The organism is Achromobacter sp. ACM02 (assembly GCF_014851605.1).
Lineage (GTDB): Bacteria > Pseudomonadota > Gammaproteobacteria > Burkholderiales > Burkholderiaceae_B > Achromobacter > Achromobacter aegrifaciens.
In genome coordinates this window covers 44,776-67,942 of record NZ_JACUZY010000005.1, presented here as the reverse complement: position 1 = coordinate 67,942, position 23,167 = coordinate 44,776, and the positions used below count along the sequence as shown (strand labels likewise).

Sequence of the window (23,167 nt, the reverse complement as noted above, 5' to 3'; positions counted from 1 at the left end):
ACTAAATTGAGCCGATTCGATCTGCCACGAGCACGCCATGCCCGTCCGCGAAGACATACTCCAGATACTCCATACTCAACAGCGGGAAGCGCGTCCGCGGCTGAGTTCCAGTGAGCTTGCCAGCAGCATCGATACCAGTTGGTCCACCGTGAAACGCCAGCTGGATGTCCCGCTAGAAGCAGGCTTGGTGTTATGCGAGGGAAGTGGCCGGGTCACGCGCTACCGAGTCGTGGACCAGACGCCCGGCTGGGCATATGCCACGACCAATATCGCCACCCGGCTGGCGGAACCGGCGCCCGATACCAACGCAATGATCTGGTCCGAACACGGGCTGGCACTCCTCGCCCACCTCCGGCAACCGCTAGCATCGCGCGCACCGGTGGGCCATCAGCGCAGCTTCGTGGACGACTACGTTCCAAATCAGAGTTCCCTGTTGCCTCCCGCCCTGGCCCAGACCTTGGCCGACGAAGGCCGCATGCAGGGTCAGCAGCCTGCCGGCACATACGCGCGTCGCGTGCTGGAACCGCTGTTGCTGGACTTGTCCTGGTCGTCTTCGCGGCTGGAAGGCAATCGGTATTCACTGTTGGCCGCGCAAGAACTCTTCAAGCCCTGTGCGGCAGGCACTGATCTGGACGCGATCATGCTGCTCAACCACAAAGCCGCCATCGAGTTCATGATTGATGCGGTGCCCATGCACGGCCTGACGTCCGCAATCATCGGCAACCTCCACGCGCTCCTGATGCAGCACCTGTTGCCTAACACCAAAGGCTTGGGTCATATCCGCCAGACCGTGGTCAATATCAGCGGCACGACCTACCTGCCCATCCAGGCGCCCGCGCTGCTGCAGGAGATTTTCGATCACATCCTGAAGAAGGCGCGGCTGATCAAGAATCCCGTGGAAGCGGCATTCTTTCTCTGGGTGAACCTTGCCTATCTGCAGCCCTTCGAGGACGGCAACAAGCGCACCAGCCGCTTGTCAGCCAACATTCCGTTGATACTCTACAACTCCGCGCCGCTGTCCTTCCTGGATGTGGAGGCACAAGACTATGCCTACGCCATGATGGGCGTCTACGAACGCGGCGACGTGGCGCTGGCGGTGGATCTGTTCACCTGGTCCTATCGGCGTTCGATCCGCAAATACGCCATTCAGCTCGATGCGGCAGGGGTGCCGGATCCCGTTCGCCTGCAATTCCGAGAAAAGCTGAACGAAGCGATCAGCCGGGTGGTGCGTACGCGGCAAACCGCCGACGCAGCGATGGCGGCGCTGGCCTTGTCGGAGGACGATGTGCACGTGTTCCGGCCGATGTTGGTGGAAGAACTGCTCGTGCTGGATCTGTACAACTGTGCGCGATATCGCTTGCCGATGGAACTGGTGCAGGAGTGGGTCGAGGCGGGACGGCCGCAGTAGCGGGATCTCGCAGCCAAAAAGTACAAGTGCCGCGAACGCGGCCCTTGTCGTCACTGCTTAACGTATCGCTTCGATTACGCCTTACGCACCTGAGCAATCAGCCCATCCAACTGCGCCAGCATCGTATCGATTTCCTCAGCCGTCACATTCAACGCCGGCATGAAGCGCAGCAGATTCCCACGCGGCGCATTCAGCAGCAGACCATTAGGCGCCAGATTACGCGCAGCCTCAACGATCGCAGGACCATCGTCACGATCCATCACCAGCGCACGCAGCAGACCCATCCCACGCTCACCCTTCATGCCCCACTTGGCCGACAGAGCCAGCAGGCCTTCGGACAGCTGCTTGGCGCGAGCATTGACCGACTCCATGAACCCCGGCGCAGCCAGCGCATCAAACACAGCAACGCCAACAGCAGCCATCAGTGGGTTGCCGTTGTAGGTACCACCCTGGTCACCATGCGAGAACACGCAAACTTCCTGGCGAGCCAGCAGCGCAGCCAGCGGCACACCACCGCCAATACCCTTGGCCAGCGTCATGATGTCCGGCACGACATCCGATTGCTGGTAGGCGAACATGGTGCCCGTACGGCCCATGCCGGTCTGCACTTCATCAACGATGAACAGCAGCTTGTGCTCGTCGGCCAGCTTGCGCAGGCCTTGCATGAATTCCTTGCTGGCGGGGATGACGCCGGCTTCGCCCTGGACGGGTTCGAGCATGATGGCGACGGTCTGGTCGTCGATCAGCTTGCGCACGGATTCCAGGTCGTTGATTTCGGCCTTGGGGAAGCCTTCGACCTGCGGGGCAAACATCTTGTCCCAGCCCGGCTTGCCGGACGCGGACATGGTGGCCAGCGTGCGGCCGTGGAAGCCGTGGTTCATGGTGATGATCTTGTAGGCGCCGTTCTTGTTCACCTGGCCCCATTTGCGCGCCAGCTTGATGGCGCCTTCATTGGCTTCGCCGCCGCTGTTGGCGAAGAAGACGCGGTCGAAGACCGAGGCGCCGGTCAGGCGCTCGGCCAGTTCGATGGAGGGCAGGTTGTAGAACGCCGGCGAGGGGTTCATCAGCAGCTTGGACTGGTCCAGCAGGGCCTTCTGCATTTCCGGGGCGCAGTGGCCCAGGGTGTTGACGGCCCAGCCCTGGACGAAGTCCAGGTATCGCTTGCCCGCGTGATCCTCCAGCCAGGATCCCTGGCCGCGCACGAACACGAGGTCCGGGCGGGAGGTGATCTCCATGAGGGCGTTGGTCTTGAACTGGCTGAATTCCATGGCGGTTCCTGCGGAATGAGAGAACAGGGATTAAAAGTGATTGGACGATGCCAATAGGCGAATTTAGCACCGACGGGGGGATGCTATTGTGACGTACCCCCAGCCGATCCGCCCCGGGCCGCCTCAAAAGGGCAGACAACGCGGGCGCTCTATTTTATGCAACAGGCGCGACCCCGCGCGCAGCCCTTTGTCGCTTTTTACTGACCAATCATGAAACGTATTCTTTCCAGTCTTGCCGCCGGCCTGGCGCTGGCGGCGGCCACGGCGACCGCGCATGCCGATTTTCCCGAGCGCCCCATCCGCCTGATCGTGCCGTTCCCGCCCGGGCAGGCGACCGATATCTTTGCGCGCGCGCTGGCCGAAAAGCTGGGCGCGGCCGTGAAGCAGCCCATCGTGGTGGAAAACCGCGCGGGCGCGGGCAGCAATATCGGGATGGAACAGGCGGCGCGCGCGACGCCGGACGGCTACACGCTGGTGATCGCGGGCTCTGCCGCGGCAGTTAACCAGACGCTGTACAAGACCATCAATTACAGCCTGACCAAGGATTTCGCGCCGGTGTCGGGCGTGTTCTCGGTGCCGCTGATGTTCCTGGCGACGCCGGCTTCGGGCATTACGTCGCTCAAGCAGCTGGTGACGCAGGCGCGCGCCAATCCGGGCGAGCTGGCCTATGCCAGCGCGGGTATCGGCGGCACGCAGCATTTGTCGGCCGAGATGTTCAAGGCGGCGGCGAACATCGACATCCGCCACATTCCGTACAAGGGCAGCGGCCCGGCGCAGGCGGATTTCCTGGGGCATCAGGTGCCGTTGATGGTGGACTCGGTGACTGCCGGCCTGCCGCATGTGCAGAGCAAGAAGGCGGTGGCGCTGGCGGTGACGACGGCCAAGCGCCTGCCGCAGCTGCCGGACGTGCCGACCGTGGCGGAATCGGGTTATCCGGGTTTCGAGGCCATCGGCTGGGCGGCGGTGCTGGCGCCGCGCGACACGCCGGCCGAGGTGACGGGCTATCTGAGCAAGCAGATCGGCCAGGTGCTGAATTCCCCGGACATGCAGAAGTTCTTCCGCGACCGCGGTGCAGAGCCGATGCCGTTGACGCCTGACGCGACCGGCACTTTCATTGCCGGCGAAGTGAAGAAGTGGGGCGAGGCGGTGAAGCAGTCGGGCGCTCAGGTCGACTGACGGACGCGCAAGACGTCATGACCCCAGCAAACCGCCCCGCATCGCCGGGGCGGTTTGCATGAGAGGCTGAGGTAAAGCTATGGCGGCTTAGGCCGGATCACCCGGCTGGCCCGGCCGTCCGGGCTCGCCAGGCTGCCTGGGCTTTTCTGCGGGCTGTCCGGGGTTGCCGGGCACTTCCGGCGGCATGCGGCCCGGATCAGTATCATCGGGGCCGGGCTGGCCCGGCACCTGGCCGGGAGCCTGCTTTTCGGGCGCATCGCCCGGCTCCTGTCCGGGACGCTGGGACGGATCGATGCCGGTCTGGTTGGCGGGATCGCCGGGCTTCTGGTTCGTGTTCATGGATGTCTCCTGAAGATTCACGTGTAGCGCTCACGCGCAGCGGCACGCGTATCGTGCAAGTCCACGATAGAAGCCAGGTTTGCGCTCGCCCAGATCACGCAGGACGACTTTATCTAGTACTTTCTTCTTATCTCTTGCTCAACCAGGAGCCGGAATGAAGAAGACTGCCACGGCGTTCACCACGGAGCGCCGCCATCTGCTGGAAATCATCGACGGCCTGATCGAAGGCATCATCCTGCTGGACCAGGACCGGCGCATCGTCTGGGCCAACGACACTGCGTTGGCCATGCATGGCGTGACGGATCTGGCCGCGCTGGGCGGCACCGCTGCCGGCTACCGCAAGGCGTTTTCGCTGCGCTACCGCAATCACCGCGCGCTGCGCGCGGCGCAGTATCCGCTGGACCGCGCGCTGGCGGGCGAGACCTACAAGGACGTGGTGGTGGAAGTGACCAGCCGCCGCGATCCGGACTTCAGCCGCATGCATCAGGTACGAAATCTGGAGCTGCGCGATGCGCAGGGCGCTGCCGAAGGCATGGTGCTGGTGCTGCTGGACGTGACCGAACGCTATAGCGCGGAAGAGCGTTTCGAACGCACCTTCAACGCCAACCCCGCGCCGGCCGTGATCTGCTCGCTGGCGGATCTGCGGCACATCAAGGTCAATGACGGTTTTCTGGCGATGACGGGCTACACGCGCGAACAGGTGCTGGGCAAGACGCTGCGCCAGCTGGACGTGCTGGGCGATACGCCGCAACGCGAGGATGCGCTGCACCGGCTGGCGGAAGGCACGACCATTCCGCAGACGGAAACCATCATCGCGGTGCAGGGCGGCGGCAGCAAGCTGGTGATCGTGGCGGGTCAGCCCATCGAAGTCGCGGAGCAGCCCTGCATGCTGTTCACCTTCAACGACCTGGAGCCGCGCCGCAAGGCCGAGACGGCGCTGCGGGATAGCGAACAGCGATTTGCCACGGCGTTCCGGCTGGCGCCCGTGCCCATGACGCTGAGCACAACGGAAGGCAAGCTGCTGGAGGTCAACGATGCCTTCGTCGCGACCACCGGCTACGACGCCAGGACCTTGGCGCGCGACGAGGATGCGCTGGCGCAACTATGGACGGACCCGCAGGCCTATGACCGCGCCATGGCCTCGCTTGAGCAGGGCGCCAGCGTGCGCAGCCAGGAAATGGCGCTGCGCACGCGCGACGGCGCATTGCTGGACTGCCTGGTGTCGGCCGCGCCGGTGTCGATCCAGGACCAGCCCTGCGTGCTGGCCGCGATCCAGGACATCACCGAGCGCAAGCGCAACGAGGTCGAGCTGATGGAGGCGATCGAGACGGTGATGCAGGACACCTCGTGGTTCAGCCGCACCGTCATCGAGAAACTGGCGCAGATCCGCACGCCCCAGGGCGCGCCGCAGGGGCAAGGCGAACTGGCCGACCTGACGCCGCGCGAACGCGAGATCCTGGGCCTGATGTGCCAGGGCCACACGGATCCGGAGATTGCCGCCAGCCTGCACTTGTCGCGCAACACGGTGCGCAATCATGTGGCGGCGCTGTACAGCAAGCTGGACGTGCACCGGCGCAGCGCCGCCATCATCTGGGCGCGGCAGCGCGGCATCGTGGGATATGAAAAGCCGGCGCGCAAGCAGGCGCAGAAGCCGCCTGGCAAGCAGGCTCAAAAACGGGTCCACAAGATTCGGTAGAAAAGTACCAGTCGATCTGATGCGCGCGCTTCTTACGCGCGTGCCATGCGCTTCCTATAGTGGGTTCGTCCGCAGCCGGAGCCAGGCTTCGCAGGCCTCTCCAGCGCGGTTTCACGCAAGCTGGAATTAGGAGCGACAACATGGATAACGACCGCATCAAGGGCGCAGCCAAGGAAGTCAAAGGCTCGATCAAGGAAACGGCAGGCAAGCTGACCGGCAACCGCGAGACCGAAGCCGAAGGGAAAGCGGAGAAAACCGTGGGCAAGGTGCAGCGCAACGTGGGCGAAGCCAAGGATCAGGCACGGGACTTGCTGAACAAGAAATAGCGCGGCTGCCTGTCGGCATGACCCGCTACGCCCATGAACGCCGAAAGGAGAAAAAAATGACGCATCGAATCTGGCTTGCGCTGCTGCTGGCAATCACCGCCATCACGGCCGGTTGCAACACGATGGAAGGCGCCGGCAAGGACATCGAACGTGGCGGGGAGAAGATCCAGCAGAAAGCCCAGTAAGTCCTGAACCGGTAGCCTGCCTGGACGGCTGGCGCGCTGAAGGCGCGCCGGCCTTTTTGCGCTTATGCGTTGCGTCCTATGGCGCTTTTGCGTCCAGGCGGCCCAGCAGGGCGTCGAAACGGCCTAGCCGCGCGTAGCGCGTCTGACCGCCCGCCACGACCTCGCCGCCTGGCAGGCCGATCCATTGTTGTATCCCGCTATCCAGGTCCAGCGCACCATGGCGGATTCGAAGCAACTGGCCCGACGCCGGATGCCAGAGCTGGCCCAGGTCCATGCTTCGATGCGGCGCATGCCAGTGGCCCAGCAACAGCCAGCCGCCCTGCAGCGCTTGCAGCGTCATGCCGCCGGAAGGCAAATGCCCCACTTCGTGTTGATGAACGACGCCGGCATCCAGGCCTGCATGGCAAAGCATGTCGCCCTCCAGCCACGCAATGGCACTGTCGCCCAAGGCCACGGGATGCGAGATGTCGCCCAACAATGGCACGGCATAAGACAGCGGCAAGGGATGCAGCCGCCCTTCGCGAAACTCCAGCAGTTGGCCGCGGCACAGCACGCAGGTACGGCCGCCGGGCGTAAGAATGACGGCGGACCTGTCACTGACGGGACGGCGTTGCGCGGGCGCCGTGTGCAGCAGCGTCGGCTCCGCGGTGGAGTCCCCTTCCTGGCGCCCGTAGGCGGGATAAAGAAAGACCATGCCACGGTCCACCAGCAGCAGATCGTCGCCCGCAAACCCCAGGCTGAATTCCGGCGTCCGGCGTTGCACTTGCGCGGCGCGCGGCGGCAGGGGCATGCCGGGCCGGTTTGAAGAAGGCAGCTCGACCTGGCCGGAATGCAGCAGACGCGCATAAGGCGTGCTGGACAGTCCGTCCGGCCCCTGTTCGATCCAGGCATGTACCCCGCTGAGGCTTACGCAGGAAGCGAGCAGCCCGCGCCGCGCCGGAAACTTGCCAGCGATCGCGCGCAATGCCGGCCATGCACGCAGGTCGGTGAGCATCGGGCCTTCCCAGTCCTCCATTGCGGCGCAGGCCCATCCCGGAGCCACCGCTACGGCGTAGGGAATGTCCAGATAGTCCTCGGGGCCGCACAACGGACCCGAAGCCGGCTTGGGCAGGGCCGCCTGGGCGCCAGCCGCGGCCCCTTCCTGGCGATGTGCGACGGCCTCCCAACCCCGCGCCTGTATGTGCGTCTTGAGATTGTTTGCCTCGGCCTGCGGCACGATCCGCAGACGAATCGCGTCATCCTCTTCGCGCTGCTCGATGAGCGCCAGCCCCAACGACTCCAGCTCCTGGCCCAGCGCCGGCAGGAAGTCGTCGGCCCGGTCGTCGCTCATGACGGACCGAAGCAGGTCCAGGCGCGCGGATGCAAGCGCCGGGTGGCGGGTCGAATAGATTTGCCTGAGCGTGTCCAGCACGTCGGACAGGGGAATCTTCCAATCGAAGGAGACGGGCTGCTGCATCACGATTCAGCGCGAGAAACCGCGCGCGGAGATTTCCCAGATGTCCTGCACCACGCCATCCTTGAACACCACCAGGCCGTCGTGCAGGTTGAAGGTGGGGTCCACGTGCGCGGGCACCAGGCGCAGCACGCTGCCCAGCGCGGGCGCCGTGGCGCCGGGTTCGACGCGCACCACGCTGTGCTCGTCGTTGATGGCGGTGCAGGTCAGGCCGGATTCGCCATAGACGACGGGCGGGCCGCATTCGGCGGAGGCCGATTTGAGGCCTGCGTCCAGCACCACGCGGTCAGGCGTGGGCGTGCTCATCACGGTGGACAGCAGGAACAGGCTGTTCTGGAAATTGAGCGGGCCACCCCATTCGTTGGCGCCGTAGTCGCCGTCCATGAAGGCATAGGAGCCGGCCTGAAGTTCTGTATAGACGCCGCTGGCGGCGTCGAACTCCGCGCTGCCGGTGCCGCCGCCGGTGATGGTGTCGCAGGCGATGCCGCTTTCGCGCAGCAGCTGCGCGTAGGACGCGGCGATGCGCGCGGCCTGGCGGGAGACGGTGGCGCGTTCTTCGCGGGTGCGGTAGTGCTGCACCGACCCGTGATAGGCCTGCAGGCCCGCGAAATTCAGGCCTGGCAGCGCGCGCGCCTGCTGCGCCAGCGCCAATACGGTGGCGTCGTCGGATACGCCGCAGCGGCCCTGGCCCACGTCCACTTCCACCAGCACGTCGATCTGGGCGCCGGCCTGCACCATGGCGGCGGACAGCTGCGCCAGGTTCTGGGCGTTGTCGACGCAGACGCTGATCTTGGCCGCGCGCGCCAGCTGGCCCAGCAACGCCATCTTGGCCGGGCCGACGACTTCGTTGCTGATGTGGACGTCGCGGATGCCGGCGGCCACGAAGGGCAGGGCTTCGCTGACCTTCTGGCAGCAGATGCCACGCGCGCCCAATGCCACCTGCCGCAGCGCGATCTGCGGGCACTTGTGGGCCTTGGCGTGCGGCCGCAGGGCGACTTCGTGGCGGTCGGCCCAGGCCTGCATGGCGCGCAGGTTGGCTTCGAAGGCGGTCAGGTCCAGCGCCAGGCTGGGGGTATCGACGCGGGCGAGGGGATCGCCCGGCTGGGCGGCGGGGGGCAGCGCAATGCCGCGTATGACTTCCTGGGACATCTTGGAAACTCCGTTATCAGCACTGCTGGGATGTAAGCGCACACCATAACCAAAGCGGGACCGCCCATAACCTTGGGCGATGCGACCCCCTGGAAAACCATAGCCCTGTAATCATTGGCTACAGGGGACGGGCATGACAGAATTTCATCATAAAGAAAGCCCCCGAGGGGAGGCAGATTTTGCCGGGGGAATTCGCCCATCGGCAGAAATCACATTACTGATACCCGTCAGCAAGAATTCGGAGAAGCTCGCATGAAACTCAAGACCTGGATCACCGCCCTGACCATCGCGGCCGCCGCCGTCGGCGCCGCCGGCACCGCGCAAGCGCAACAATTCTTCCGCATCGGCACGGGTGGCACGGCCGGCACCTACTACCCCATCGGCGGCATCATCGCCAACGCGGTGTCCCAACCCGGCAAGCTGGTCGCCACGGCGGTCGCCTCCAACGGGTCGGTGGCCAACATCAATGGCATTCTGGGCGGTTCCTTCGAAGCGGGCTTCACGCAGTCCGACGTCGCTTTCTGGGCCTATAGCGGCACCGGCACCTTCGAAGGCAAGCCCAAGGCGCAAGACCTGCGCCTGATCGCCACGCTGTACCCGGAAAGCATCCACCTGGTGGCCCGCAAGGGCGCAGGCATCAAGAGCGTGGCTGACCTGAAGGGCAAGCGCGTGTCGATGGATGAGCCGGGTTCCGGCACCCTGGTGGACGTGCGTCTGATCCTGGGCGCCTACGGCATGACCGACAAGGACATCAAGGCCGAATACCTGAAGCCCAACCAAGCCGGCGACAAGCTCAAGGATGGCGGGCTGGATGCCTTCTTCTTCGTGGGCGGCGCCCCCGCAGGCGCCATCGCGGAACTGGCGTCCAGCGGCGCCGGCATCGAGATCGTGCCCTTGGTTGGCCCGGAGATCGACGCGCTGCGCGCCAAGCAGGAATTCTTCACGCCGGACACCATCGCCGCCAACACCTACCAGAACGTGGGTGAAGTGAAGACCATTTCGGTCAACGCCCAGATGGTCACCTCGGCCAAGCTGCCGGAGCAGGTGGTGTACGACGTCACCAAGGCGCTGTACAGCGACGCCACCCGCAAGACCCTGGACAACGGCCACGCCAAGGGCAAGCTCATCACCCGCGACAACGCGGTCAAGGGCGCCGGCATTCCGTTCCACCCGGGCGCTGAAAAGTTCTACAAGGAAATCGGGCTGCTGAAGTAGGCCCCCCCGAGCGCCTTCGGCGCTTCCCCCAGGGGCGCCGCAGTGGACCGGCGGAGCCGGATCCACGCGGCCCCGATCAGTGGCGACGAGGTCATGCGACTAGCGTGCCGCGCGGCCAGGGGGCGCAGGGATGGCAGTGCATGTCCGCGGCGCAACGCGCCGCGCTTGAGTAGGGCCGCCACGAGCGGCCCTGCTTGCTGAATCACCCAGAGAATTACTGCGATGGAAATTGATCACGAAAAAACCCAGCAGCTGGCGGAGAAGTACGATTCGGAAATCCGCTTCCGGCCGCTGGACAAGACGGCGACCTGGATCGTCTCCGGCCTGCTGGTTACGCTCTCCATCTTCCACTACTACACGGCCGGCTTCGGCCTGCTGCGCGAAGCCACGCACCGCGGGGTGCATCTGGCTTTCGTGCTCAGCCTGATCTTCCTGGTGTTCGGCTTTTCCAAGTCGCACTACACGCGCGAGCCCAAGTCCACCTGGTACGCGCCCGGCGGCATTCCGCTGTACGACTGGATCATCGCGATCGCACTGGCCCTGTCGGTGCTGTACATCCCCTATATCTTCGAGGACCTGGCCTTCCGCGTGGGCAATCCGCTGCCCATAGACGTGTTCATGGGCTCGATCCTGCTGATCGGCCTGTTGGAAGCCACGCGGCGCGCCATGGGCTGGCCGCTGCCCATCATCGCGCTGGTGTTCATGGCCTACGCCATGTTCGGTCCGTATTTCCCCGGACTGCTGCAACACGCGGGCAACACCTGGCCCCAGATCGTCAACCACATGTACCTGACCAGCCAGGGCGTGTACGGCGTGGCGGTGGGCGTGGTGGCGACCTATGTGTTCCACTTCGTGCTGTTCGGCGTGCTGGCCACCCGTATCGGCCTGGGCCAGCTGTTCCTGGACGTCGCTTCCACCATCGCCGGCCGCTACGCCGGCGGGCCGGCCAAGGTGTCGGTGTTCGGCTCGGCCATGTTCGGCATGCTGTCGGGTTCCTCGGTCGCCAATGCGGTGACGGTGGGTTCGCTGACCATCCCGGCCATGATCCGCATCGGCTACCCGCGGCACTTCGCGGCCGGTGTGGAAGCCGCCAGCAGCACGGGCGGGCAGATCACGCCGCCCATCATGGGCGCGGCGGCCTTCCTGATGATCGAATTCCTGGGCATTCCGTACCAGCAGATCGCGATCGCGGGCATTTTCCCGGCTTTCCTGTATTTCTTCGGCATGTTCATGCAGGTGCACTTCGAGGCCAAGCGCGAAGGTCTGCGCGGGCTGACCGAAGCAGAAATGCCCAAGCTCAAGCAGTCGTTCAAGATGCGCTGGCCCACCCTGATCCCGCTGATCCTGCTGATCGGCGTGCTGGCCAGCGGCCGCACGCCTTACCTGGCGGCGTTCGCGGGCATTACCGGCTGCATCATTGTGGGCCTGCTGAATCCATTCCAGCGGCTGCGCCTGCGCGACCTGTACGAAGCCTTCGAGACCGGCGCCAAGTACGCGCTGGCAGTGGGCGCCGCGGCGGGTACCGTGGGTATCGTGATCGGCGTGGTCACGCTGACAGGCGTGGGCTTCAAGATCTCGTACATCGTCATCTCGGCGGCCCAGGCGATCGCCGGCGGCGCGGCAACGGTCATCCCCGATGCCATCGCCAATACCCAGACGCTCACGCTGATCGCGGCGCTCATCATGACCGGCCTGGTTTGCATCCTGATGGGCTGCGGCATCCCCACCACGGCGAACTACCTGATCATGGTGGCGGTGGCCGCCCCCACGCTGGTGCAGCTGGGCGTGCAGCCCATCGCGGCGCACTTCTTCGTGTTCTATTTCGGCATCCTGGCGGACATTACACCGCCCGTGGCGCTGGCGGCCTATGCGGCGGCGGGCATGGCGGGCAGCGATCCATTCAAGACCGGCAACACCGCCTTCAGGCTGGGCATCACCAAGCTCATCGTGCCCTTCGTGTTCGTGTTCTCGCCGTCGCTGCTGATCTCGGTGCAGGGCTTCACCTGGTATGACTTCTTCGTGACGCTGTTCGGCTGCATGGTCGGCCTGGTACTGCTGTCGGCGGCGTTCTCGCGTTACATGCTGGTGGGCATGAAGAGCTGGGAGCGCTGGCTGTGCACCATCGGCGCCTTGCTGACCATCCTGCCGGGCCTGACCAGCGGCCTGATCGGGCTGGCAATCTGCATCCCGGTGTTCATGCGCCAGATCGCTCAGCTCAAGCTGGAAAACGCGCCCAAAGCGGCCTGATCAGCCACCCGAAAACAAAAAGGGGCGGACCGATAAGGTCCGCCCCTTTTTGCCTCGAATCATGAATATTGGCAGCATTTAGGGTAAAAATGTGCGCGTTTTGAGGCAAGGTGACTTCATACAACATTCCACCCTCCGGCCGGTTGCCCACCCCTATAAATCAGCGTAAAGTAAAATTCATGTTTGCTGGTCTGCCGATATGCGGGCCGACTGTGCAAACAGGCACAAAACTGCGCCATATGTTCGATATCCTGGTTTATCTGTACGAGAATTACTACACGCCGCAAGCCTGTCCTGCGGCGGACGTGCTCGCAAAGCGGCTTGCCGCCGCCGGTTTCGAGCACGAAGACATCGACGACGCCCTGGGCTGGCTGTACGGCCTGGCCGAAACCACCGAACGCTGCGTCGATCTCGCCCAGGCCCCCGCCACCGGCACCCGGATCTACACCGACAACGAATACCAGCAGCTCGGTACCGAATCCATCGGCTTCATCGCCTTCCTGGAATCGGCTGGCGTGCTGCCCGCGCCGCTGCGCGAAATCGTCATCGACCGGGGCCTGGCGTCGCCGGAAACGCCCGTGCCGCTGTCCAAGATCAAGATCATCGCCCTCATGGTTCTCTGGAGCCAGGAGGCCGAGATCGACAACCTGGTCCTGGAAGAGCTGCTGGACGAAGACGGCACGCGCTTGCTGCATTGAACGGCATCCGCGTCGCTTGATGCCGTTACTCCTTACCCGCGCGCATGGCCGCGCGGGCGTCCCATCGTGAATTACGTCGGCCGCTTCGCCCCCAGTCCCAGCGGCCCGCTGCATGCGGGCTCGCTGGTTGCCGCGCTGGCCAGCTGGCTGGACGCGCGTGCCCATGGCGGGCGCTGGCTGCTGCGCATCGAAGACGTGGACACGCCGCGCACGGTGCCCGGCGCTGCCGAGGTCATCATGGGCCAATTGAGCGCGCTGGGCCTGGATTGGGACGGCGACATCATGTGGCAGTCGCGCCGCGGCGACGCCTATCAAGCCGCCTTCGACTCGCTGGCCGCGCGCGGCCTGATCTACGGCTGCGGCTGCACGCGACGCGAAATCGCCGATTCGGCGCTGCGCGGCCAGACCGCGCCCGGGGCCGACGGCGAACGGCCGTATCCCGGCACCTGCCGCCACGGCTTGCCACCAGGCCGCGAGGCCCGAGCCTGGCGCGTGGTCATGCCGGAAGGCGTGGAACATTTCGTTGACCGTTGGCTGGGGCCGCAGGAACAGAACGTGGCGCAAGCCGTGGGCGACATCGCCCTGCGGCGGGCCGACGGCCTGTGGGCCTACCAATTGGCGGTGGTGGTGGACGACGCCGCGCAAGGCGTGACCGATGTGGTGCGTGGCGCGGACCTGCTCAGTTCCACCGCGCGCCAGCGCGTGCTGGGCCGGCTGCTTGGGCTGCCGCCCGTGCGCTACCTGCACGTACCGCTGATCCTGGACGCTTCCAGCGGCCTGAAACTGTCCAAGCAGAACGGCGCCCCGCCCATCGATACCGGCGCGCCCCTGGCGGCGCTGATGGCCGCCTGGCGCGCCTTGGGCTTCGATCCTGTCGATGCCGCGGACCGCGGCCATTTCCTGCGGGAAGCCACCGCGCAATGGGCGCGGCGTTTCCCGCTGCCCGCCGCTACAGCGGCTTGAGGTCCTGGTCCAGCATCCGGACGAGCAGGGCCTCGCCGTTTTCCGCCACGCGCAGCTCGCCGTACTTGGCGACCTGATAGCGCTCGGCCTGGCCTTCCGGGAAGAAATAGGCGTTGGTCACGATGCGCACGCTGTTGTCGCGGATACGGTAGCGCAGCGGCACTTCGGCATCGGTATGCGGGTGCGTGTCGGGCTGGATGCGTAGCGGCTGCCCGACGCCGCGCGCGTCGGTCTGCAGCATTACATAGCCGTCCGGCTCGTAACCCATGACGGAGTCCTCGGCTTCGGGACGCTCGCCGCCCAGCCGCAGGCGCGTGACTTCCCGGCTGGCCGCGAAGTTCAGCGCCATGTAGTCGCCCTGCATGAGCGAACGGGGATCCACCGGCGCCAGTTCCAGGATGACCACCTTGCCCGACGCCAGCAGTTTTTCACGCTGCCAGATGCCGCCGTTGGTGACCGCCAGCACCAGCACCAGGCCGCCCAGGATGGCCAGCGTGCGCCAGCGCAAGGGCGCCGATACCGGCGGCAGAGCCCCGCGCTGCTTGGGCGCAATGGTTCGCATCAGGCGCGGCACCAGCCAGACCAGGGCGCGCAGCACGAACAGCAGCAGCGCGGCGCCGCCCAGCCACAAGGCTTTTTGCAGCAGCGGCACGTCCAATTGGTAGTAATAGACGCCCAGATACGCCAACAGGCTGATCACGCCGAACACCACCACGCGCGACTGGTTCAAGCCGAAGCCCAGCAGCAGCCAGGCCAGCGCGAAGCCCACGCCGGGGCTGGGCAGCCAGAACAGCGCCAGGATCAGCAGGCCGATGGGCACGCCCCAGGTGACGCCCGCCGTCAGCATGTGGCGGCGCGGCCAGAGCACCGCGAAGGCCGCCGCCACGGGCAGCAGCGCGCCGGCCGCGACCAGCACGGCCGTATGCGGATTCAGCTGCCACATGGCGGGCAACTGCTTGATGGAGATGCCGCTGGCCAGCCACACCATGCCTTGCACCGACAGCAGGAAGGCCCAGCCCAGCGGCTGCAGGGCATGGGCGCGCTTGCCGCCCAGGCGATGGCTGACGGTAAAGATGACGGCCGTGGCCCAGGCCCCGGTCACGGCAATGGGCAGCCACAGGAAAGTGGCGCGCAGGGCGTCGAACGCCATCCAGGCGTCCAGCAGGTCCTCTTGCCCCAGGTCGGGCGACAACACGCGCCAGATCAGGCCCGCGCCCGCCGCCGCGATCAGCAGGCCGCTGAGAAAACGCAGGATGACGTCGGGCCCCACCGCGTAGACCGTGGCCGCCATCAGCAGCACGAAGACGCAGGCGCTGGCGAACGAGGTCGAACTGGACAGCCCGAAGATGATCAGGATCTGCCCGGCGAAAGCCATGGCCGTGCCGCACTGGCGCCAGAACGGACCGGCGTCGCTGCGCAGCACCGCCACGCCGGCCGCGCACAGCACCAGCCCGGCCACCAGTGCGCCGCCTTCCGTGGTGATGAAGCCCGAGAAGGCAATGAACACCAGTAGCAGCAAGGTCGCCAACCAGGCGCTCAGGCCCAGCAGGCACTGCACGTACCAGGGCGGATCCGACTGAGGCGCCGGAGCGGCCGCCAGCTGCGCCACGGGCGCCCCGCTGTCCGCCGGGTCCACCGAGTTGCCGGCCGAGGCGGCGGCCGGCTCCGCGTCCGCGCTCGCCGCGACGGCCGCCTGCGGATCGCCCGCCAGGCGCCGCAGCCAGCGCGCGGCCCAGACGGCCTCGGCCATGAGCAGCGCCGCCAGCGGCAGCGCGGCCCAGACGCCGGGCTCCAGGCGCAGCAGCCATTCGCCCGCCACCCGCAACGACACGCAAATGACACCGGCCGCCAACATGGCCAGGATGATCAGGTCGCGCCGGCCCTTCTGATAATAGAAGCCCAGGCCCAGGGTCACCGCGACCCAGGCGATGCCGTTATAGAGGCCCAGGCCGCGGCCCAGGAAGTCGCCAAGCATCTGGGTCAGCACCAGCACGCTGATCGCCAGGGCAGCCAGGACCCGCGGACCGACCAGGGTGCTGGCGCGCCAGCGGCGGGCAGCCAGCTCCCAGCCCAGCAGCAGCAGCAGGTTCAGGCCGGCCATCATCAGGCCGGGCACGCCCGGGCCGCCCAATATCAGCATCCAGGAAAACACCCGCTCGCCCAGCCACAAGGCCACGGCCACGTTCAGCACCAGCGCCCACAGCAGCCAGACGGCCTGGCTGCCGGCGGCCAGCGCCCAGGGCAGCAGCAGCAGCGCCCACCAGGCGAACAGTTCCCAGGTATCGGCGCCAGTCTGGTAAGTTTGGCCTAGTAATGCGAGCAGCGCTCCCAGGAGGATGCCAGCCAGGGCGAGCAGGGCGCCCGGTATGGTGCGCCGCACCCCTGGACTGGCCCGCAGGCGCAATCCGGTCCAGGCAGCGGCCAGCGCGCAAACCGCCAAAAGGCCCTGAACGCCGGCGAAGCGCTGCACTTTTGTCATGTCCTGCCAATTGGCGGCGACCCAGCAAACCGCGGCGCTGCCCAGCAGCAAAACACCTAGCCAGAGGGTGCTGCGCGCCAGAAATTGACGCCAGGCGTGTAGTTCGGATCCCGCTTGTCTTTCAGTGCCGACTTGCATCTGGCGAATCTCCGATCTTATTATCCGCGCTACTACGGCGGGACTGCCGCCACTGGATACACATGAATAAAACGCTGATTATTGCCGAGAAGCCCTCGGTAGCCCTCGATATATCACGCGCCTTGGGAGGCTTTGCGCGCGAGGGCGACTATTTTGAAAGCGAACGTTACGTACTCGCGTCGAGCATCGGCCACTTGCTCAGCTTGGTCGCGCCCAACGATCCGGTCAAGGGAAAGTGGAGCTTTACGCACCTGCCCGTGATTCCGCCCGAATTCGAACTGGGCCCCACCGACAAGAAATCGGCCGAACGGCTCAAGCTGCTGGTCCGCCTGGCCAAGCGCAAGGACGTCGATGCCATCATCAACGCCTGTGACGCCGGGCGCGAAGGCGAACTGATCTTCCGCTACATCATTCAGTACGCGGGCGTGAAGAAGCCGATCCAGCGCCTCTGGCTGCAGTCGATGACCCAGGCCGCCATCCGCGAAGCCTTCGCCAACCTGCGCGACGACGTCCAGCTCAAGCCGCTGGAAGCGGCCGCGCGCTCGCGCGCCGAAGCCGACTGGCTGGTGGGCATCAACGGCACCCGCGCCATGACCGCCTTCAACAGCAAGGACGGCGGCTTCTTCAAGACCCCGGTCGGCCGGGTGCAGACGCCCACGCTGGCCATCGTGGCCGAACGCGAGGAGCGTATCCGCCGCTTCGTGCCGCGCGACTACTGGGAGGTGCGCGCCACCTTCGTGGCGGCCGCCGGCCTGTACGAAGGCCGCTGGATCGACCCGGAATTCAAGAAAGACGACCGCGACCCCGAAAAGCGCGAATCGCGCCTGTGGTCGCAGGCCGCCGCCCAGAGCGTGGTGGCCGCCTGCCGCGAACAGCCCGGCAGCGTCACGGAAGAGTCCAAGCCGTCGACCCAGATGTCGCCGGCCCTGTATGACCTGACTTCGCTGCAGCGCGAGGCCAACGGCCGTTTCGGCTTTTCGGCCAAGACCACGCTGGCGCTGGCGCAGACCCTGTACGAACGCCACAAGGCGCTGACCTACCCGCGTACCGACTCGCGCTACCTGCCCGAGGACTACATCAACACCGTCAAGGAGACGATGCGCGCATTGGCGCAGGGCGGCTCCAACGCGGTGGGCGGCCTGGCCCGCCACGCCGGCACGGTGGTCAGCGAGAACTGGGTCAAGCCCAATCGCCGCATCTTCGACAACAAGAAGGTGTCGGATCACTTTGCCATCATCCCCACGCTGCAGATCCCGCACGACCTGAGCGAGGCCGAGGCCAAGCTGTACGACCTGGTGCTCAAGCGCTTCCTGGCGGTGTTCTTCCCCGCCGCGGAATACCGCGTCACCACCCGCATGACCGAAGTGCAGGGGCATCGCTTCCGCACCGACGGCAAGGTGCTGGTCAGCCCGGGATGGCTGGCCGTCTACGGCAAGGAAGCCCAAGGCGAAGACGCCAACCTGGTGCCCGTGGCGGACGGCGAGACCGTGCGCACCGAGGACGTGGAAGCCGTTGGCCTGACCACCAAACCGCCGGCGCGCTTTAACGAAGGCACGCTGCTGTCGGCCATGGAAGGCGCGGGCAAGCTGGTGGACGACGAGGAACTGCGCGAAGCGATGTCCGAGCGCGGCCTGGGCACGCCGGCCACGCGCGCCGCCATCATCGAAGGCCTGCTCAACGAAAGCTACCTGCGCCGCGAAGGCCGCGACCTGGTGCCCACCGCCAAGGCGCGCCAGCTGATGACGCTCTTGTCCGGCCTGGACGTGACCGAACTGACCTCGCCAGAACTCACCGGCGAATGGGAGCACAAGCTCAAGCAGATCGAGCAGGGCGGACTGGGCCGCGAGGCCTTCATGCGCGAGATCGCGCAGATGACGCAGGTCATCGTCAAGCGCGCCAAGGAATACGAGCGCGACACGGTGCCGGGCGACTACGCCACGCTGCAGACGCCGTGCCCCAAGTGCGGCGCCGTGGTGAAGGAAAACTATCGCCGCTTTGCCTGCACCGCCTGCGACTTTTCCATCGGCAAGCATCCGGGCGGCCGCACCTTCGAACTGCCCGAAGTGGAAGAGCTGCTGGCCAAGCGCGAAATCGGTCCGCTGCAAGGCTTCATCAGCAAGATGGGCCGTCCGTTCGCCGCCATCCTGCGCATCAGCGACGAGTACAAGCTGGAATTCGACTTCGGCCAGAACGACGAGGACGACTCCGAGGCCGTGGACTTCTCCGGCCACACACCGGTGGGCTCCTGCCCCAAGTGCCAGTCGCGCGTGTTCGAGCACGGCATGAGCTACGTCTGCGAGAAATCCGTCGGCCCCGAAAAGAGCTGCGATTTCCGTTCGGGCAAGGTCATCCTGCAGCAGGAGATCTCGCGCGAGCAGATGGAAAAGCTGCTGACCAACGGCCGCACCGACCTGCTCGACGGCTTCGTCTCCAGCCGCACCAACCGCAAGTTCAAGGCCTTCCTCGTCCGCCAGCCGGACGGCAAGATCGGCTTCGAGTTCGAGCCGCGTCCTGAAAAGCCCGGCCGCGCACCGGCCAAGACGGCCGCCAAGACCGCGACCAAGACCGCCGCAAAGAAAGCGCCGGCCAAGAAGGCCGCGGTAAAGAAGACCGCCACCAAGACGGCCACGAAAACGGCCGCCAAGAAAGCGGTGAAGAAGGCTGCGCCGAAAAAAACCGCCGCGTAAAACGGGCGCGGCGCCTGGCGCCGCCGCCTCCCGACCATCGCGCACGACGCCCGGGCAACCGGGCGTTTTCCATTGTTGGACGCCAGTTGCTGGGGTATTGTCTACGCCAAACCGCTGCAACCAGACCTATTCCGAGGACGACATGAGCAACAGCCCCGACTTCACCACCCGCCGCCGCGTGCTGGCCGCCGCAGGCGCGTTGGCCAGCATCAGCCTGGTCAATGGCCGCGTCGCGTTCGCCCAGCCCAAGCTGGGCCGCGTCGTCTACGGCCAGGGCAGCATCGACCCGTTCTTTGCCGCGGGTTATGTGGCGCTGAAAAAGGGCTACTTCGGCGAAGGCGGGCTGGAAGTCGAATACCTGAATTCGCAAAGCGGCCCGCGCACCAACCAGCTGCTGGCCGCAGGCCAGATCGCGTTCGGCGCCACCGCCGCCACGGCCGCCCCCGCGCTCACCTTGGCCGGCAAGCCCGCCACGCTGGTGTTCGGCTTTGACCGCAAGCTCACCTACGCCAACGTCATCGTGCGCCGCGAGGACTTTGAAAGCGGCAAGATCAAATCGCTGAAGGACCTGGCCGGCAAGCGCGTGGGCGCGACCCAGCCGCAGTCCAGCACCTGGCTGATGGCGCTGTACCTGATGCAGAAGGCCGGCGTGGCCGACAAGGTTGACATCCGCCCGCTGGGCGACCTGGCCACCATGCTGGGCGCGCTCAAGACCGGCTCCGTGTCCGCCAGCATGGCCACCATGTCGATGATGGAACAGGCGCAACAGGAAGGCTGGGGCGTGCCCATCTTCGACGCCACGACCGAGAGTTCGTGGAACGAATTCATGGGCGGCGACGTGCCCGGCATCGCGGCCCTGACCCTGCAGGACACCATCCAGAAGCGCCCGGAAGTGGTGCAGGCCTTCGTGACCGCCCTGGTCCGTGCGCAGGACTTCATCAGCGCCAACAGCGCCGCCGCCGTCACCGACGCGATCTACGACGATTACCTGAACGCCTTTCCGCGCGCCGCCATCGAGAAGACGCTGGGCGTCTACAAGGAAACGGTGTTCCTGAAGGACAACATCATCACCCAGGACGCCTATGACCGCATGACGGCCATCATGGGCGACGGCCGCCAGTTCTCCAATGACGAGATCAAGACCGTGCCCTACGACCGTTGCGTGAACATGAGCTTCGTGCGCCGCGCCCGGGGCCTCTGATGATCACGCTGGACAAGGTGGGCAAGGCCTACCAGACGCGCCAGGCCACCACGCATGCAGTGGGCGAGGTCAGCCTGACGATCCCGGAAGGCGAGTTCGTCTCCATCGTCGGGCCGTCCGGCTGCGGCAAGAGCACCTTGCTGAACATGATCGCGGGTTTCCTGCGCCCGACCACCGGCACGATCCACGTGGACGGGCGGATCGTGGACGGGCAGGTGCCGCCGGCCCTGGGCTACATCTTCCAGAAGGACACGCTGCTGCCCTGGTTCAGCGTGAGGAAGAACGTGGCGCTGGGACTGAAGTTCCAGGGCGTGGCCGCCGACAAGATCGAGCGCCGCGTGGCGGAACTACTGGAAATGGGCCACCTGAGCCAGTTCGCCGACGCCTTTCCGCACCAGTTGTCGGGCGGCATGCGGCGGCGCGTGGCGCTCTTGATGAGCCTGGCGGTCGAACCGCGCATCCTGCTGCTGGACGAGCCCTTCGGCGCGCTGGACACGCACACCAAGACCCACCTGCATCGCGAACTGATCGAGATCTGGCGCAAGCTGGGCCAGACCATCGTCATGGTCACGCACGACCTGGACGAAGCCATCCTGCTGTCCGATCGCGTGGTGGTGCTGTCCGGCCCGCCCAGCCACGTGCTGCTGGACGAGCGCATCGAGATCCCGCATCCGCGCGATGTCTTCACGCTGCGCGAAACACCGCAGTTCGTGACTCATGTGCAAAGCCTCTGGAGTGTGCTGGGACAGCAGTTCCGCGCCGCCGCCTGAATCCCTACGCGTCATGACCACCTCTTACTCCGCCGATTCCCTGCAGGACCAGCTGCGGCTGGACCGCCGCGCCAGCATCGCGCGCCGGCTGCGCATCACCCTGTGGCAGGTGCTGATACTTGCCGTCATCCTGGGCTCCTGGGAGATACTCACGCGCATCCCCTGGTTCGCCCAGAACACACTGTTCGATCCCTTCTTCATCAGCCAGCCCTCGCGCGTGGCCGTGCGCCTGTGGGAATGGCTGCAGCCCGGCCCGCGTTCGGTCTGGCCGCACCTGTGGCTGACCTTGCAGGCCACCATGGTGGGACTGCTGGTGGGCGTGGGCAGCGGCTTCGTGGTGGGCATGACGCTCAGCCGCAGCCGCTTCCTGGCCGACGTGTTCAATCCCTTCATCGTGGCCTTCAACTCGATGCCGCGCATCGCCTTCGTGCCGCTCATCACCATGTTCTTCGGCCTGGGCCTTGCCTCCAAGGTGGTGACGTCATGGTTCGTGGTGTTCTTCCTGGTGTTCTTCAACACCTACAAGGGCGGACGCGCAGTAGAACGCGAACTGGTGGATTTCTGCCGCACGCTGGGCGGCTCGCCGCGCCAGATCCTGTGGCGCGTGCGCATCCCGACCGCGGCCGCGTGGACCTTCGCGGCCTTGCCGAATGCCATCAGCTTTGCGCTGATCGGCGTGGTGCTGGCGGAGTTCGTCGGCTCCACCACGGGCATGGGCTATCTGATGATCACCGCGCTGGCGACGCTGAACGCCACCGACATGTTCGCGGCGGTGACGCTGCTGTCCATCGTCGGGATCGCGCTGGTTTATTGTGTGACCTGGCTGGAACGGCGGCTGCTGCATTGGGCGCCGGAATTCCGAGAATAGATAAATCCCCCCCGCAGCGCTGCGCGCTTCCCCCCAGGGGGCGCCGCTGCGGACCGGCGGAGCCGGATCCGCGCGGCCCTGATTGAGATAGAGCACTTTGGACGACTGACATGAACACGCTGCCGTATCTGCGCAACTTCGACCTGACGGGACAAGTCGCCCTGGTGACCGGCTCGGCCCGCGGGCTGGGCTTCTGTATCGCGCGCGCATTGGCCGGCTGCGGCGCGCGCGTACTGATCAATGGCCGCAACGCCGAGGCCGTCGCGGCCGCGGCAGCTGAATTGACCGCCGCCGGCCTGGATGCGCATGCGCTGCCTTTTGACATCAGCGACGACGCCGCCATGGAACGCGCTTTCCAGGACATAGACCGCGACCACCACCGCCTGGACATCCTGGTGAACAACGTCGGCGCGCGCAACCGCAAGACGCTGCGCGACACCAGTCCCGCCGAGATCCGCGAACTCATCGACACCGACATGGTCGCTGGCATGCTGCTGGCCAAGTTTGCCGCCGAGCGCATGGTGCGCCAGGGCAGCGGCCGCCTGATCGCCATCACCTCGGTGGTGGGCGAGCTGGCGCGCTCGGGCGATGCGGTCTATCCCGCGGCCAAGCAGGGGTTGACGGGCATGGTGCGCGCGCTGGCGGCAGAGTTCGGCGGCCACGGCATCACCAGCAACGCCATCGCGCCCGGCACCTTCGCCACCGAGACCAATGCCGCCATGGTGGCGGACCCCGATGTGGGCCCGCGCATCGCCACGCGCAATCCCATGGGACGCTGGGGCGAACCGGAAGAAATCGCGGGCGCCGCCGTATTCCTGGCGTCGCCCGCGGCGTCATATGTCAACGGGCACGTGCTGGTGGTGGACGGCGGCTTGTCGATCCAGTTCTGAAGCAGGGCGCT

The 23,167-nt window shown here is 65.9% G+C and carries 19 protein-coding genes; 14 read left to right on the top strand and 5 right to left on the bottom strand.

The genetic code is table 11. From position 1 onward, the window contains the following. The first annotated feature begins 37 nt into the window (after positions 1-37). Positions 38-1,408, top strand: a complete 1,371-nt coding sequence (locus IB258_RS16245; RefSeq protein ID WP_192352891.1) for a Fic family protein — start codon at positions 38-40, stop codon at positions 1,406-1,408. A gap of 74 nt (positions 1,409-1,482) precedes the next feature. Here the strand turns inward: IB258_RS16245 and IB258_RS16240 are convergent, their stop codons facing one another. Beyond that, a complete protein-coding gene (locus IB258_RS16240; RefSeq protein WP_192352890.1) occupies positions 1,483-2,676 on the bottom strand; it encodes an acetylornithine transaminase in 1,194 nt (397 codons plus the stop codon). A 210-nt stretch (positions 2,677-2,886) separates the two neighbouring features. Here IB258_RS16240 and IB258_RS16235 point away from each other — a divergent pair, with 210 nt between their 5' ends. Continuing rightward, positions 2,887-3,852 carry a tripartite tricarboxylate transporter substrate binding protein gene (locus IB258_RS16235; RefSeq protein ID WP_192352889.1) on the top strand — a complete coding sequence of 322 codons (966 nt, stop codon included), beginning with the start codon at positions 2,887-2,889 and terminating at the stop codon, positions 3,850-3,852. Between the two features lie 87 nt (positions 3,853-3,939). On the opposite strand, the gene IB258_RS16230 is transcribed toward IB258_RS16235, so the two are convergent. Then, complete coding sequence (locus tag IB258_RS16230; RefSeq protein ID WP_054455691.1) at positions 3,940-4,191, bottom strand: hypothetical protein; 252 nt, start codon at positions 4,189-4,191, stop codon at positions 3,940-3,942. Between the two features lie 154 nt (positions 4,192-4,345). On the opposite strand from IB258_RS16230, the gene IB258_RS16225 reads away from it, so the two are divergent. From IB258_RS16225 to IB258_RS16215, 3 genes are all read left to right on the top strand, one after another. After that, positions 4,346-5,887 (top strand): helix-turn-helix transcriptional regulator, encoded by a 1,542-nt coding sequence (locus IB258_RS16225; RefSeq protein WP_192352888.1) that lies wholly within the window; start codon positions 4,346-4,348, stop codon positions 5,885-5,887. A 140-nt stretch (positions 5,888-6,027) separates the two neighbouring features. Continuing rightward, complete coding sequence (locus IB258_RS16220; RefSeq protein ID WP_013390838.1) at positions 6,028-6,213, top strand: CsbD family protein; 186 nt, start codon at positions 6,028-6,030, stop codon at positions 6,211-6,213. A 56-nt stretch (positions 6,214-6,269) separates the two neighbouring features. Beyond that, a complete protein-coding gene (locus tag IB258_RS16215) occupies positions 6,270-6,398 on the top strand; it encodes an entericidin A/B family lipoprotein (protein ID WP_013390837.1) in 129 nt (42 codons plus the stop codon). A gap of 76 nt (positions 6,399-6,474) precedes the next feature. Here the strand turns inward: IB258_RS16215 and IB258_RS16210 are convergent, their stop codons facing one another. Next, a complete protein-coding gene (locus IB258_RS16210) occupies positions 6,475-7,854 on the bottom strand; it encodes a hypothetical protein (RefSeq protein WP_225590422.1) in 1,380 nt (459 codons plus the stop codon). Positions 7,855-7,860: 6 nt separating this feature from the next. Then, positions 7,861-9,000, bottom strand: a complete 1,140-nt coding sequence (locus IB258_RS16205) for a DSD1 family PLP-dependent enzyme (protein ID WP_192352886.1) — start codon at positions 8,998-9,000, stop codon at positions 7,861-7,863. A gap of 252 nt (positions 9,001-9,252) precedes the next feature. On the opposite strand from IB258_RS16205, the gene IB258_RS16200 reads away from it, so the two are divergent. From IB258_RS16200 to gluQRS, 4 genes are all read left to right on the top strand, one after another. Next, positions 9,253-10,215 (top strand): TAXI family TRAP transporter solute-binding subunit, encoded by a 963-nt coding sequence (locus IB258_RS16200; RefSeq protein WP_054455699.1) that lies wholly within the window; start codon positions 9,253-9,255, stop codon positions 10,213-10,215. A gap of 222 nt (positions 10,216-10,437) precedes the next feature. Next, entirely contained in the window at positions 10,438-12,462 is a 2,025-nt protein-coding gene (locus IB258_RS16195) for a TRAP transporter permease (RefSeq protein ID WP_054455701.1), read from the top strand. Between the two features lie 239 nt (positions 12,463-12,701). Beyond that, positions 12,702-13,160, top strand: a complete 459-nt coding sequence (locus IB258_RS16190; RefSeq protein ID WP_042795808.1) for a DUF494 family protein — start codon at positions 12,702-12,704, stop codon at positions 13,158-13,160. A gap of 66 nt (positions 13,161-13,226) precedes the next feature. After that, positions 13,227-14,123, top strand: coding sequence for a tRNA glutamyl-Q(34) synthetase GluQRS (gene gluQRS / locus IB258_RS16185; RefSeq protein WP_119449799.1), 897 nt, complete (start codon positions 13,227-13,229; stop codon positions 14,121-14,123). Here the strand turns inward: gluQRS and IB258_RS16180 are convergent. Beyond that, a complete protein-coding gene (locus IB258_RS16180) occupies positions 14,110-16,740 on the bottom strand; it encodes a GDYXXLXY domain-containing protein (RefSeq protein WP_119449798.1) in 2,631 nt (876 codons plus the stop codon). The genes gluQRS and IB258_RS16180 overlap by 14 nt on opposite strands. A 62-nt stretch (positions 16,741-16,802) precedes the next feature. Between IB258_RS16180 and IB258_RS16175 the strand changes: the two genes are divergently transcribed. The 5 genes from IB258_RS16175 to IB258_RS16155 all read left to right on the top strand — a co-directional run bounded on the left by IB258_RS16175 (position 16,803) and on the right by IB258_RS16155 (position 23,156). Continuing rightward, entirely contained in the window at positions 16,803-19,427 is a 2,625-nt protein-coding gene (locus tag IB258_RS16175; RefSeq protein WP_119449797.1) for a DNA topoisomerase III, read from the top strand. 142 nt (positions 19,428-19,569) lie between these two features. Further along, on the top strand, positions 19,570-20,628 hold the full coding sequence (locus IB258_RS16170; RefSeq protein WP_119449796.1) for an ABC transporter substrate-binding protein: 1,059 nt from the start codon (positions 19,570-19,572) through the stop codon (positions 20,626-20,628). After that, a complete protein-coding gene (locus tag IB258_RS16165; protein WP_192352885.1) occupies positions 20,628-21,398 on the top strand; it encodes an ABC transporter ATP-binding protein in 771 nt (256 codons plus the stop codon). The genes IB258_RS16170 and IB258_RS16165 overlap by 1 nt, the downstream gene beginning before the upstream one ends. A 13-nt stretch (positions 21,399-21,411) precedes the next feature. Beyond that, complete coding sequence (locus tag IB258_RS16160) at positions 21,412-22,266, top strand: ABC transporter permease (RefSeq protein ID WP_175160137.1); 855 nt, start codon at positions 21,412-21,414, stop codon at positions 22,264-22,266. Positions 22,267-22,376: 110 nt separating this feature from the next. After that, positions 22,377-23,156, top strand: a complete 780-nt coding sequence (locus tag IB258_RS16155) for an SDR family oxidoreductase (protein WP_175160135.1) — start codon at positions 22,377-22,379, stop codon at positions 23,154-23,156. The last annotated feature ends 11 nt before the right edge of the window (positions 23,157-23,167 follow it).